This window comes from Microbacterium sp. FW305-3-2-15-F-LB2 (assembly GCF_058787255.1).
The window spans coordinates 500,543-514,487 of the sequence record NZ_JBYSZO010000001.1 but is presented as its reverse complement, the minus strand read 5'-3'; the positions used below and the strand labels follow the sequence as shown (position 1 = coordinate 514,487).

Genomic DNA, 13,945 nt, shown 5'->3' with positions numbered 1-13,945 from the left:
CGTGAGATCCCGCTCAAGCGAGGATGTACCCCGCCACCGACATGGCGACCCACACGCCGGTGAAGACGATGCCCATGAGGAGCGGACCCCAGAAGCGCGCCGACAGTCCCACGAACACGGATGCCGCAATCCCGAGGCCCACGAGCAACGCCATCGGCATCCCCGACACGGTCCCGGCGAACACGACGGGGATGATGGCGAATGCGGCAGCGGACGCGGCCCCGGCCACGATCCGCGCCACCGTCGACGACAGACGCTTCGCGACGTACGTCAGCACGACCGGGTACACGAAGCCGATGGCGAAGAACGTCAGCATGACCGTGACGACGAACGGCGTCGCGACGCCGAGCACCAGCCAGCGCGGCGACAGTGCCGCCAGCGCCGGGAAGCCCAATGACCCGGCCCCCACCCCCGTCACGAAGGGCAGGAGCACACCGAGGACGACAGCCCACAGCACATCGAGACCTCGCAGCGCGAAGAATCCCGCGGGGCGGGTTCGCGCCATCAGCGCGATTCCGGTGCCCCCGACGACGATGGATGCCAAGAGGCCCCCGAGACTGCGACCGGCGGCGCCGTCGAACCCGACGGTGAGGAGAAGCCCGACGATGGTGGCCACCACCAACGCGGCTGCACCCGCCACAAGAGGCTTCCAGGTCCCGACGAACGCCGACGGACTGCCGTCACCGGAGCCCTTCATGGGGCGGCCGACGGGTTCGGGGCGATCGACCACGGACGCGGGGCCGCCGGACGCGGCGGGGCGCTCGTCCGCGGCGGGAGACGCGTTGAGACCGAGCATCTGCTCGGCCGTGGGGCCGTCGACAACTGCTCGCTGCTCCCGACGGGAGCGCCGGCTCGACTCGAAGGGGGCGTCACTCACCCGATCAGCTTACGGGTTTCATCTTGCGCGCCCGATGTCGGCCGACGGTGAAACGTCCGACGGCGGGCAGCGTGCCCGGCTTCACCCTCACAGCGGAGGGAGTCCGCGCGGCTTCGACGGGGATCGATCCGACTACCGTGGGCGCGCTGCCGGCCGGGCATCATCGTCCGAACGGTCGTCGATGTGCCGTATCACACGAAAGGGAAGCATGGGACCCGTCTCCGAACGACAGCGAACCACCCCCGTCGCAGAAGTCGATGCGCTCGGCATCAGGGTCGCCATCCATGTCGGCTCCGCCCTCCCCACAGCCGTCATCGCCGAGGTCGCGGACGCGTGGCGGGACTGTCGCACCGAACGTAGCGCCCCTGTTCTTCGTCGCTGGACGGAGCTTCCGGCAACGGATCACCACGACTTGGCCCGCACACTCTCCGATCTCTCCACGCGCGTGACGCTCGAGGCGTTGAGCGCCCTGCGCGGGACCCGTCTGCTGCTCCACGCGGCCGGCGTGGCAGCACCCGATGGGCGCGTGCTCGCCCTGGTCGGACCGTCGGGCCGAGGCAAGACGACAGCGGTCCGCCACCTGGGTGAGCGCTTCGGCTACGTGAGCGACGAGAGCGTGGCGGTCGATCTCGATCTCTCGGTGTCGCCGTATCGCAAACCGCTCTCGCTGATCGTCGAAGGCCGCCCCTTCAAACAGCAGGTCGCTCCGAGCGGTCTCGGCCTCCTCCCCCTGCCCGACACCGATCTGACGCTGGCCGCGATCACCTTGCTCGAGCGGAGACCGCGCACCGAGCAACCCGGCGTGTTCCCCGTCGATCTCATCGACGCGATCTCCGAGATGACCCCGCAGATCAGCTACCTGGCGGACTTGCCCCGCCCCTTGCGATTCATCGCCGGTATCGTCGACCGGATCGGCACGGTCACGCGAGTCGTCTACGCGGATGCCACCGACCTCCCGCCGCTCGTGGAATCGATGTTCACGGCACCGACACCGGCCGCGCAGAAGTGGTCCGTCGCCCCGCCCGGGGTGCGGACCGGGCCGTGGCGGTGCACCGAGGTCGACGACGCGATCCTCGTCGACGGTCGCGCCTGCATCCTGCGGGAGGGCGTCGTCACCGTGCTGGATCGTCGGGGGTGTCTCGCCTGGACGATGTGCCTCCGGGGAGCCTCGACGGAACAGATCACGGCCGCAGCCATCGCTGCGTTCGGCGAACCGCCCCACGACTCCGCCCCGCTGCTCATCGAGCGAACGCTGCAGGATCTCCGCACACACGGGCTCATCGCGGTCTCATGATCGCGGCCGTTGGGGCCGCGACGCCCCCTCCCCGTCGAGGCGCGCTCCGCCGCTCACCGCTCGTGCACCTCATCCTCGCGGTGCTCCTGCTCGCGGTGACGCAGACCCTCCTGATCAAGCCGTTCCAGGTCCCGTCCAGTTCCATGGCGCCCATCCTGGAGGTCGGCGATCGCATCCTGACCAACCGCATCGCCTTCGCCGTGTCCACGCCGAGGCCGGGGGACATCGTCGTCTTCTCCCGCCCAGACGACTGGGGACCCGCCACCGAGCGCACACTGTTGCGCACCGTAGCGGGATGGGTCGGCGACGTCGTCGGGTTCGGCCCGAGCAATCACGACGCCCTCGTCAAACGCATCATCGGCGGGCCCGGATCGACCGTCCGCTGCTGCTCCGCCGATGGACTCGTCGAGGTCGACGGTGTTCCGCTCGTCGAGGACTACGTGGTCGACAATCTTCCTTTCACCCCCGGGGTGAATGATTGCTCCACCACACCCCCCTCCCCCCGATGCTTCGCGCCCATCTCCGTCCCACCGGACGAGTACCTCGTGATGGGCGACAACCGAACGAACTCCGCCGACTCGGTGCTCGCCTGCCGCGGGCACCCTGTGCCGCCGGCGTCGTGCGCGCGGTTCGTTCCCCGAGAGGACGTGCTCGGCAAGGTGGTTGCCGTCATGTGGCCGTTGAATCGCGTCGGTGTGCTCTCCGGCAACGGCTCATGACGGGTCGGAGGGCGGCGGCTGAGATCATATCCGCTGCCCCGGGAACGACGAAGGGCCGGGCCCGAAGGCCCGGCCCTTGCCGGTCAGTCCGAAAGGACTTACTTGAGGATCTTGGTGACGGTACCGGCACCGACGGTGCGGCCACCCTCACGGATCGCGTAGCCGAGGCCCTCTTCCATGGCGATCGGCTGGATGAGCTCGACCGACATCTCGGTGGTGTCACCGGGCATGACCATCTCGGTGCCCTCGGGCAGCGTGATGACGCCGGTCACGTCCGTGGTACGGAAGTAGAACTGCGGGCGGTAGTTCGTGAAGAACGGGTTGTGACGGCCGCCCTCCTCCTTGGACAGGATGTACGCCGTGCCCTCGAAGTTGGTGTGCGGGGTGACCGAACCGGGCTTGACGACGACCTGGCCGCGCTCGACATCGTCACGCTTGGTGCCGCGGAGGAGCAGACCACAGTTCTCGCCGGCCCAGGCCTCGTCGAGCTGCTTGTGGAACATCTCGATACCCGTGACCGTGGTCTTCTGCGTCGGGCGGATGCCGACGATCTCGACCTCGGAGTTGATCGCGAGGGTACCGCGCTCGGCGCGACCCGTGACGACCGTTCCACGACCGGTGATGGTGAAGACGTCCTCGATGGGCATGAGGAACGGCTTGTCCTTGTCACGCACCGGGTCGGGGATGGACTCGTCGACGGCGTTCATGAGCTCGACGATCGACTCGACCCACTGCTCGTCGCCCTCGAGAGCCTTGAGGCCCGAGACGCGAACGACGGGGGCGTTGTCGCCATCGAAGTCCTGCGAGGAGAGCAGCTCGCGCACCTCGAGCTCGACGAGCTCCAGGATCTCCTCGTCGTCGACCATGTCGGCCTTGTTCAGCGCGACGAGCAGGTAGGGCACGCCGACCTGCTTGGCGAGCAGAACGTGCTCACGCGTCTGAGCCATCGGGCCGTCGGTCGCCGCGACCACGAGGATCGCGCCGTCCATCTGAGCGGCACCGGTGATCATGTTCTTGATGTAGTCGGCGTGACCGGGGGCGTCGACGTGAGCGTAGTGACGCTTGGGGGTCTCGTACTCGACGTGCGAGATGTTGATGGTGATACCGCGCTGGCGCTCTTCCGGCGCCGAGTCGATCGACGCGAAGTCACGCTGGACGTTGGTGGCCGACGGGTACTTGTCGGCGAGCACCTTCGAGATGGCAGCGGTGAGCGTGGTCTTGCCGTGGTCGACGTGACCGATCGTTCCGATGTTCACGTGCGGCTTGGTCCGCTCGAACTTGGCCTTAGCCACTGGGTCCTCCTCAGGACGTTCATGCAGAGTGACGGGCGCTGGATTGCGACCGGTTCTCTACGGGGATGGTTCTCAGGTTACTAGAGAGTCGGTATTGAGTTTGAGCGGATGCCGGGAGCCCGGCCGGGGCGCGGGCCCCCGGCATCCGTGAGAGCGGAGTTACTCGCCCTTGTTCTTCTGGATGATCTCGTCGGCGACAGCCTTGGGCACATCGGCGTAGCTGTCGAACTCCATCGAGTACACGGCACGACCCGAGGTCTTCGAGCGCAGGTCACCGATGTAACCGAACATCTCGGACAGCGGGACGTTGGCACGGACGACCTTGACGCCGGCCGCGTCCTCCATCGACTGGATCTGACCACGGCGCGAGTTCAGGTCACCGATGACGTCACCCATGTACTCCTCGGGAGTACGGACCTCGACGGCCATGATCGGCTCGAGAAGGGTGGGGTTCGCCTTGCGGACGGCCTCCTTGAAGCCCATCGAACCGGCGATCTTGAACGCCATTTCCGACGAGTCGACGTCGTGCGAGGCACCGTCGAGCAGGATCGCCTTGACACCCACCATGGGGTAACCGGCGAGCACACCGACGTTCATCGCGTCCTGGAAGCCCTGGTCGGTCGGCGAGATGTACTCGCGCGGGATACGACCACCGGTGACCTTGTTCTCGAACTCGTAGGTCTTGTCAGCCGTGACCTCGAGGGGCTCCAGCGCGAACTGGATCTTCGCGAACTGACCCGAACCACCGGTCTGCTTCTTGTGGGTGTAGTCGTGACGCTCGACCGTCTTACGGATGGTCTCGCGGTACGCGACCTGGGGCTTTCCGACGTTGGCCTCGACCTTGAACTCGCGCTTCATGCGGTCCACGAGGATGTCGAGGTGCAGCTCACCCATGCCCTTGATGACCGTCTGGCCGGTCTCGGAGTTCTGCTCGACGCGGAACGTGGGGTCTTCCTCGGCGAGCTTCTGGATGGCGACACCCAGCTTCTCCTGGTCGGCCTTGGTCTTGGGCTCGATCGCGACCTCGATGACCGGCTCCGGGAACGTCATCGACTCGAGGACGACCTGGTTCGCCGGGTCGCTCAGGGTGTCACCGGTGGTGGTGTCCTTGAGGCCGATGACCGCGTAGATGTGACCGGCGGTCACGGAGTCGACGGGCATCTCCTTGTTGGCGTGCATCTGGAAGATCTTCCCGATGCGCTCCTTCTTGCCCTTGGTCGCGTTGACGACCTGCGCGCCCGAGTCGAGGTGACCCGAGTAGACGCGGATGTAGGTGAGGCGACCGAAGAACGGGTGCGTCACGATCTTGAACGCCAGGGCCGCGAAGGGCTCCTCGCGGTCGGCGTGGCGCTCGATGACGACCTCTTCGTCCTTGGGGTCGTGGGCCTCGATGGCCGGCACGTCCAGGGGCGAGGGGAGGTAGTCGACGACAGCGTCGAGCATGGGCTGGACACCGCGGTTCTTGAACGCCGAACCGCAGAGCACGGGGTAGAGCTCGGAAGCGATCGTGAGCTTGCGGATGGCGCCCTTGATCTCGGCGACCGTGAGCTCTTCGCCGCCGAAGTACTTCTCGAGCAGCGCCTCGTCGGACTCGGCGACGGTCTCGAGCAGCTTCTCGCGGTACTCGGCGGCCTTGTCGGCGAGGTCGGCCGGGATCTCCTGGATCTCGTACTTGGCGCCCATGGTCACGTCACCCTTGGCATCGCCGGGCCACACCAGGGCACGCATCTCGACGAGGTCGATGACACCGACGAAGTCGTTCTCCGCACCGATGGGCAGCTGGATGACGAGCGGCTTGGCCTTCAGACGGTTCACGATCGTGTCGACCGTGAAGTAGAAGTCGGCGCCCAGCTTGTCCATCTTGTTGACGAAGCAGATGCGGGGGACGTCGTACTTGTCGGCCTGACGCCACACCGTCTCGGACTGGGGCTCCACGCCCTCCTTGCCGTCGAAGACGGCGACGGCGCCGTCGAGCACGCGCAGCGAGCGCTCGACCTCGACCGTGAAGTCGACGTGTCCGGGGGTGTCGATGATGTTGATCTGGTTCTTGTCCCAGAAACAGGTGACAGCGGCGGAGGTGATCGTGATGCCACGCTCCTGCTCCTGCTCCATCCAGTCGGTGGTCGCGGCGCCGTCGTGCGTCTCACCGATCTTGTGGTTGACGCCCGTGTAGAACAGGATGCGCTCGGTCGTCGTCGTCTTGCCGGCATCGATGTGCGCCATGATGCCGATGTTGCGGACCTTGTGGAGGTCGGTGAGCACGTCTTGTGCCACGGGTGTCTTCCTTACCTGTTGGGAGGTTGATGCCGGGCCCATCGGAGGGTCGGCCGCCGGGGTGCGGTGGCCGACCCTCCGCGGGTGTTACCAGCGGTAGTGCGCGAAGGCGCGGTTCGACTCGGCCATCTTGTGGGTGTCTTCGCGGCGCTTGACCGCGGCACCGAGGCCGTTCGAGGCGTCGAGGATCTCGTTCTGCAGACGCTCGGTCATCGTCTTCTCACGACGACCCTTCGCGTAGCTCACGAGCCAGCGCAGCGCGAGGGTGTTCGCGCGGTGCGGCTTGACCTCGACCGGAACCTGGTAGGTCGAGCCACCGACGCGGCGGCTCTTGACCTCGAGGGTGGGGCGCACGTTGTCGAGCGCCTTCTTGAGGGTGGCGACGGCGTCCTGACCGTTCTTCGTCTCGACACCCTTGAGGGCGTCGTAGACGATCGACTCGGCCAGCGACTTCTTGCCGTCGACGAGGATCTTGTTGACCAGCTGCGTGACGACGGGAGCGCCGTACACCGGGTCGTTGACGACGGGACGCTTCGGGGCGGGACCCTTACGAGGCATGGTTCTCAGCCCTTCTTCGCGCCGTAGCGGCTGCGAGCCTGCTTACGGTTCTTGACAGCCTGGGTGTCGAGCGCACCGCGGACGATCTTGTAGCGGACACCGGGGAGGTCCTTCACACGACCGCCGCGGACGAGCACGAGCGAGTGCTCCTGCAGGTTGTGACCCTCGCCGGGGATGTAGGCGGTGACCTCGGTACCGTTGCGCAGCTTGACACGGGCGACCTTGCGCATCGCCGAGTTCGGCTTCTTGGGCGTGGTCGTGTACACGCGGGTGCACACGCCGGCCTGCTGGGGGTTCGACTTCAGCGCGGGAGCCTTGGTCTTCGAGACCTTCGGCGAGCGGCCCTTGCGAACCAACTGCTGAATGGTTGGCACGTTCTCTCCTTGTTTGTGCTGCACGGTGACAGCGTCGTGTCTCCCCCGAAACCTCGCGCATCTTGCGATTCGTGACGTGTCGGGCTCACGTGTGATCCGCCGCGCGTCAGAATGATCGGACGCGGTTGTGGTGGATATGCCGTGGGGGTGGCCTGTTCGCAGGCCATTCCCTGAGATGGTGCGAGCGTTGTTCCGCGGTTCAGACCCGAGGGCATGACACACGGCGCGCGTGAACGCACACCCGCTCAATGATACGCGCCCTGGAGGGTGCGGGCAAACGTGCGCAGCCCGACGCTCAGCCCATCAGCAGGAACAGCCCGATCGCTGCCGCGGCGACGAGCACGACGACCGTCACGGCGAGCACGAGACCGCGCTTACGGGCACGTCGGGACGACCGGGGAAGGACCTCGGCGGCATCCGGGGCGTCGCTCGACCGAGCGGGCGCTGCGGTGCGGGCGACGCGGACGGCCTCATCGGCGCGAGGGCGGTACAGCTCGTGGTCGGCGACGGGAAGACGCGCCTCGCGGGGCGTGGGAACCGGGTCGCCGGACGGGGGAGCTGCGGTCGACACGCTCACACGGGAACGGGCACGCCGTGTACCCGCCGCGGTGTCCGACGTCGGCGTCTCGTCCGGAGCATCGGCCGGCGACTCGTCGAGGGTACCCACGCCGCGTGCCCGAGCGGGGGCGGTGGTGTCGTCCGGAACGGGGACGTCGACTGACGGCCGCGGTCGCCGCCGTTCCACGCTGATCGTCTCGTCGGCGGGCTCGCCGTCCGGCGGTGTCGATGGTCGGTGCGCCGGGGCCGCCCGGGGGGACGGACGCTCCACACGCACCGTCTGGTCCGACAGGACCGGACGCTCCACACGCACCGTCTGGTCCGACAGGACCGGACGCTCCCCACGCACCGTCTCGTCCGACAGGACCGGACGCTCCACACGCACCGTGTCGGCGGCGACCTGCCGGGGCGAGACCGCGGTGTCGTCGTCGATCTCGTCGTCCGCGGCATCCGTCGCCCCGGTGGGTGGGGTGGGCCACGCGCGGAGACGCCCGGCCCACAGCGTCACGTCGTCCGGCTCGTCCGGCACGTCGTAGGGCCCGCTCACGGCTCGCTCCGCGTGAGGCGCACCTCCGCGTCACCGAGGAAGAAGCGCTCGCCCGCCTCGATCTCCTCGCCCGGGGGCGCCTCGACCTCGGTCCCCATCAGCGTCGCGAACAGCACGCCGTTGGTCGAGTCGAGATCGGTGACGTACCACGTGTCGCCGCGAAGCTGCAGACGGGCGTGCGTCTTCGAGACGGTCCGAGTCTCGTCGGCGATCGGGACGAGCTGGGCATCGGGGTGAGCGGCATCCGCCGACGGCCGCCGCCCGAGGATCACCACGTCGGAGGTCAGGTCGATCGGGACACCGTTCGGCGGGACGAGCGCCCACGGGATGCGGCGGCGGCGCGTGACGACGGTGCGGTCGAGGGCGTCGATGTCGTCGTCGGGGTCGACGGGGAACTCCGGCTGCGTGTACAGCGCCGACACGGATGTGCGCGCCGACCGCGGGGCCCCCGCCTGCGGGGCATCGGGAACGGCCGAGACCGCGCCGGAGAGTTCGGGGAACTCCTCCCCCGGCCCGTCATCGGTGCGGGCGGGCACCGCCGAGACCGGCGCGGGCCGCGTGAGCGGCTCGTCGGCTCCCGCGGCGTCCTCGTCGGGCAGTGACGGTGCCCGCCACGACGCGAGTCGGGGCTCATCCTCCTCAGCGGTCACGGGCGGCACGCCCGCGACCGGAGCCGACGCATCGGGCTCCGCGGGCGAATCGGAGGGAACGACCGGTCGCACGCGACCTGGGGCGGCGGGGGTGAGAAGACCCACGTCCCACGCCTCGGCGTCCGGCGCCGCGGCCGACGGGGTCGAAGCCGCCGCACCGGGGTCGACCGACCGCTCCCCCGCACGAGGGGCGCGCAGGGCCGCCAGCACCTCCGACACCGAACTGCGGCCGTCTTCGGGCGTCGGCGCGGGGGTGGCGCCGGGGACCTCGTCGCGGGGAGGCGAGGCATCCGGGATCGTCGGCGGCGCCCACTCCGGCGGGGCGGGCGGGACATCGGAGAGCGACGGCGATATCGCGGCGAACGGTAGCGGGATGGGCTCGGACGCGGGTTCGGGCGTCTCGGCATCCTTCCGCTCCTCGACGCCGGTCGGAGTCGGCGGTTCGGGGGTCCACCCGCCGACGAGCGGGACGTACGGACCCGCGAAATCCTGACCGCGCCGGACCGGGGCGGAGTTCTCGTCGACCCCGGACCGGCGGACGCCGGGTGCCGCCTCCCCCGTCCAGCGGGCGCGACCGAACCCGAGGATGCTCGCCCAGACCATCGGGATGAAGGCACCCAGCACGGTCATGCCCGGTCCGCGGCCGAAGCCGAGCGTCACACGGTGGATGGCGACGATCAGCACGACCGCGAACGCGATCGCACCGAACAGGGGGATGAGGATCAACAGCACGAGCCACGGCGAGAATCCCCCGAGCTTGAGGACGGTCGCGAGGTTGACGACCGGCACCCACGCCTTCCAGGTCGCCTCGCCCGTCTTGGCGAACACCGCGGCCAGCGCCAGGGCGTACCAGACGTACACGATCACGAAGAGCAGGAGCGTCAGCGCCCCCAGGATCACACCCGTGGAATCGTTCATGTCGTCTCGCGCCGGCCGGCGGGCGGGCGCTTCCCCCTCTCGTCGCGGTGCGGCGGCCGTCGGCGCGTGGGGCGCGGGGCGAAGAACCGCAGGAACGATCTCAACGATACGGCCGCGCGCACGCGGCGCCACCACCCGCGCTGCCGCGACAGCACGCGTCGTTCGTCGTCCACGATGCGCCAGAACTCGGATGCCTCGTCGGCGGTGACCGTGCGCGACGAGAAGACCGCGCGGTCGGCGTCGTCGGCGAGCCGCAGCCCGGCCGGCGTGTCGAAGGCCTCGGCCAGCTCCCGACGGGTCGACGACGTGCGCACCTCACGACCGGAATCCACGCCGGCATCCACGTACTCGTCCCACCCTCCGGCGATCGCGACGCGCGGGTCGGGGTCACGGCGACGCCCGCGGCGCCGCACCGCCTTCGCCACCACGACGGCCAGGAACGGACCGAACAGGATCAGGACGGCGAGCAGCGCGATACCGGAGACCCGCAGGATCGGCCACAGCCAGGCCAGGTCGAGCCCGTCGTCGCTCTTCTCGTCGTCGTCGGAGGCGTTGTCCTCCTGCACGGGGTCGGGCGGGACGACCTCGTCGACGGTGTCGGGACGGACCTCGGTCACGTTCTCGGGGTCGCGTTGCTGGGTCACCTCGAGGCTGGGGGAAACCTCCCACTGCGGTGTCACGTCGATCGGCGCCCATCGACCGTCGGCGCCCTGAACCTCCGTCCACGCGCTCAGGTCGCGGGCACGGCACTCACCGGCCTCGCACGTGGCGACGCCGGGATCGCTCGAACTCACCCGCGTGCCGACCACCACGCGAGACGGGAAGCCGAGCTCACGGGCGATGAGCGCGGCTGCGACGGCGAACTGCTCGTCGTCGCCGACGGCGGCCACATAGTTCCCCGACGTCTGCGCGCGCGGGTCGTCCTCGCGATCGAGGAGACGCTGGAACATCGTCTCGATGCGCGCCAGTGAGTGACCCGACGCGCTGGGCTGCAGCTGATAGCCGGGCAGATCCGTCGTCCACTCGGGGGCAGGAGCACCCGCGGCCGGGACCAGCCCGTGGCTGAGATACCCGCGCTCGCGCAGGAGTCGGACGAGGGCCACCAGGTCGGCGCCCGAGCTGCCCGTGGCATGCTCGTCCACCCAACGGCGCAGATTCTCCCCGCCGGTCACGCCGCCATCGACACCGGGCGCGCTGAGGGTGGCGGGGTCGTCGTCGGTCGGCTCCGTCGCCGCGATCGTGTACTCGTCGCCGGCGACCAGGCCACCATCGGCGATCTGCACACCGGCCTCGGCATCCACGCTGTAGTAGAAGCGGTCGGCGAGGACGTTCTGCCGATCGCCCTCGAACGTCGCCGAAACGAGACGGCCCGCCGTCGGCATCCAGATGCCACCGAGATCGCCGATCCGGATGTCGGCCTCGACCTCGCGGCCGTCGCTCTGCGGGAGACGCGAGGGCACTCGGACGAACGCCCCCTGTCGCGCCCCGGATGAGCGGAAGACTTCGCCGTCGTACGTGTCGAGCGTCGCCACCCGGATGCGCTCGGGCGCCGTTCCCGCGGTGTCGACGCGGAACAACACGTCCTCGGCGCGGGCGTCGGAGAACATCGCGCGGTACTCGGACAGGGGGCTCACCGCCTCCGCGATCTGCCGCTCGGGCCCCGCCGCCGAACGCAGCACGCGCCGATCGGCATCCCTCGCCGTCGCGGGCACGATCGCCACCGCGGCGACCACCGCCACGAACACCATCGCAGCGCCCAGGGCGCCCCGTCGACGATCGGTGCGTGTGCGGCGGCGCGGAATGGCGACCGCCCCGCTCTCGCTGGCCCGCCGGAGCGCGCGGGTGCGCTCATCGCGCGTTCGCCACGCCAACCACAGCACCGCCGACAGCACCGCCGAGACGCCGATCACGGTCTCGACGGGGGTCGCGAGCGACAGCGGGCCCACCACCAACGGAGCACTCGTCGATGTCCGCCCGAAGAACAGGCCGAAACCGCTCATCGCCAGACCGCTGACGACCGCGGTCGGTGCCCGCCGATCGGCGCGGCACGCGAGCGCGAGCGTCACCGCCGTCCCGACGAGGAAGACCACGAGCGCCGGCACCAGGAGGTTCCGGTAGGACCCCACGGGAAGGTCGACGGTGACCAGGTCTTTCCACGCGAGCACGACACCGGACAACGCCTCGCCGAGACCGCGGAGGACCTCGAACGGGCTCGTCAGCCGCGAGGGGATCGCCAGCGGAACGGCGAGGACCACGAAAGCCCCCGCGACCAGGGCCGCGGTGATCCAGCCGCCCCAGCGGCGCCACATGCTCACGGCCACGAGGCCGGCAGCCACCGGCACCGCGACGGCCACGAGCACGACGAACGACACCGACGCGTACACCGGCCACGCCGCCACAGCCGCCAACAGCACGCACGCGGCGGTGTAGAGGCCGCCCGCGATGATCCGGGACCGGCGCCCGTCGTCCCGCGACCGGGCCGCGGCGCTCACGACGTCGCTCCGCGCACGAGGAGCCCGGCGAGATCGTCGAGCGTGCCGATCGTGAGGACGGTGAGTCCTGCCACGGTCTGCATCCGCGGGTGGGCTCGTTCGTCGCAGACGACCGCGGCGACCGCGGTGTCGGCCGGGAAGGCGAGAGCAGCCCGCCGCAGCCGCCCGATGGGCACGACCGAGCCGACGACCACGAACGCGATCGACAGCCTGTCATTGGCCTCGGATGCCAGCCGGCACACGTCCTCGACGGGCATGGTGTTCTCGTGGCTCGAGAGCGCACTGAACCCGTCGAGCATCGTGCGGGGCGTCACCGCCGGGATGTGTCGGATCGCCCGCAGACGGCCCCTCACCACGCGCGGGATCTCCGTTCCGGTCACGACGTCGACGTCGCGCGCATCGCGGACGGCCCGCACCCCGAGCGAGGCGGCGGCCGAGACGGCGAGTTCGTACTCGTCGGCATCCGCGTACTCCTGGGTCGCAGCCGCGAGCACCACGGCCATCCGCGACCGACGGGACTCCTCGTACTGGCGCACCATGAGGCGGCCGGTCTTCGCGGTGGACTTCCAGTGCACCTGACGGCGGGAGTCGCCGGGAACGTACTCGCGGATCGCGTGGAAGGACATGTCGGCGTCGACGAGGCGGCGGGTCGCGTTGCCCTCGAGGTCGCGCACGAGACCGGCACTCGTCGAGGGGAGGCCGACGGTCCGCGGGTGGACGTAGAGGTCGTGCACGTCGTCGAACGCGTGCTCGCGCCGCAGCAGACCCACCGGATCGCTACGCACCGTCGTCACCGGCCCGACCCGCACGACGCCCCGCGGCAACGGGGGGATCTCCAGGGGCTCGGTGATGCCGTGCCCCGGCCGCAGCAATGGAACCGCGAACTCGACGAGGCCGCGGCCCACCGGAATGTCCAGGCGCCCGGGCAGGGCCGGTCGTCTGCTGTCGTTGCGGACGGCGATCGCGCCGGTGACGCCGTGGCCGGCGACGACGCGCTCGTGCGTCAGGCTCAGGTCGACCTCATAGGCGCGGGCGCCGAACAGGAACGGAACGCTCATCAGAAGCAGCAGCAGCGCGACGGCGCCGCCGACCATCCATTCGACCCACCCGAAGACGAGGCCGAGGACCAGCCCCACCGTCGCCGCCATCGTGACGACCGCGCCGGCAGGCCGCACCGTCCGACCCGCCCACCGCACCGACGCTTCCGCGGCATCCACGATGGTCCGCCACACCTCGGCCGCGCGCACCGCGGCGCGCACCAGTCGCCGCGTACGCCGCGTCGACGTCGAGGTGATCGACGTCCGCGAACCCGTCGCCAGGGTGCCGGCGGAGGTGCGCGTGAGCCGCGACTCGGTGAGGTTCACGTCGGGCACGACGTCACGCCTTCCGCGG

General features: G+C 69.7%; 11 protein-coding genes. 2 read left to right on the top strand and 9 right to left on the bottom strand.

Annotated features, from left to right (window positions below; genetic code table 11):
• Positions 1-13: 13 nt before the first annotated feature.
• Positions 14-877, bottom strand: coding sequence for a hypothetical protein (locus AC3WLZ_RS02440; RefSeq protein ID WP_492468927.1), 864 nt, complete (start codon positions 875-877; stop codon positions 14-16).
• 412 nt (positions 878-1,289) lie between these two features.
• Between AC3WLZ_RS02440 and AC3WLZ_RS02435 the strand changes: the two genes are divergently transcribed.
• A complete protein-coding gene (locus AC3WLZ_RS02435; protein ID WP_492468926.1) occupies positions 1,290-2,171 on the top strand; it encodes a hypothetical protein in 882 nt (293 codons plus the stop codon).
• A complete protein-coding gene (gene lepB, locus AC3WLZ_RS02430) occupies positions 2,168-2,890 on the top strand; it encodes a signal peptidase I (protein ID WP_492468925.1) in 723 nt (240 codons plus the stop codon). Before AC3WLZ_RS02435 ends, lepB begins: the two co-directional genes overlap by 4 nt.
• 98 nt (positions 2,891-2,988) lie before the next feature.
• Here lepB and tuf read toward each other — a convergent pair whose 3' ends face one another.
• The 8 genes from tuf to AC3WLZ_RS02390 form a co-directional block, all read right to left on the bottom strand.
• Positions 2,989-4,182 (bottom strand): elongation factor Tu, encoded by a 1,194-nt coding sequence (tuf, locus tag AC3WLZ_RS02425; protein ID WP_022878282.1) that lies wholly within the window; start codon positions 4,180-4,182, stop codon positions 2,989-2,991.
• A gap of 159 nt (positions 4,183-4,341) precedes the next feature.
• Complete coding sequence (fusA, locus tag AC3WLZ_RS02420; RefSeq protein WP_412923508.1) at positions 4,342-6,456, bottom strand: elongation factor G; 2,115 nt, start codon at positions 6,454-6,456, stop codon at positions 4,342-4,344.
• Positions 6,457-6,543: 87 nt separating this feature from the next.
• Positions 6,544-7,014, bottom strand: a complete 471-nt coding sequence (gene rpsG / locus AC3WLZ_RS02415) for a 30S ribosomal protein S7 (protein WP_412923507.1) — start codon at positions 7,012-7,014, stop codon at positions 6,544-6,546.
• A 5-nt stretch (positions 7,015-7,019) separates the two neighbouring features.
• Positions 7,020-7,388 carry a 30S ribosomal protein S12 gene (gene rpsL, locus AC3WLZ_RS02410; RefSeq protein ID WP_013584051.1) on the bottom strand — a complete coding sequence of 123 codons (369 nt, stop codon included), beginning with the start codon at positions 7,386-7,388 and terminating at the stop codon, positions 7,020-7,022.
• A 295-nt stretch (positions 7,389-7,683) separates the two neighbouring features.
• Complete coding sequence (locus AC3WLZ_RS02405) at positions 7,684-8,493, bottom strand: hypothetical protein (protein ID WP_492468924.1); 810 nt, start codon at positions 8,491-8,493, stop codon at positions 7,684-7,686.
• Complete coding sequence (locus AC3WLZ_RS02400) at positions 8,490-10,061, bottom strand: DUF5684 domain-containing protein (protein WP_492468922.1); 1,572 nt, start codon at positions 10,059-10,061, stop codon at positions 8,490-8,492. The genes AC3WLZ_RS02405 and AC3WLZ_RS02400 overlap by 4 nt, the downstream gene beginning before the upstream one ends.
• On the bottom strand, positions 10,058-12,553 hold the full coding sequence (locus tag AC3WLZ_RS02395) for a transglutaminase TgpA family protein (RefSeq protein ID WP_492468921.1): 2,496 nt from the start codon (positions 12,551-12,553) through the stop codon (positions 10,058-10,060). The genes AC3WLZ_RS02400 and AC3WLZ_RS02395 overlap by 4 nt, the downstream gene beginning before the upstream one ends.
• A complete protein-coding gene (locus AC3WLZ_RS02390) occupies positions 12,550-13,926 on the bottom strand; it encodes a DUF58 domain-containing protein (protein ID WP_492468920.1) in 1,377 nt (458 codons plus the stop codon). The genes AC3WLZ_RS02395 and AC3WLZ_RS02390 overlap by 4 nt, the downstream gene beginning before the upstream one ends.
• Positions 13,927-13,945 lie beyond the last annotated feature (19 nt).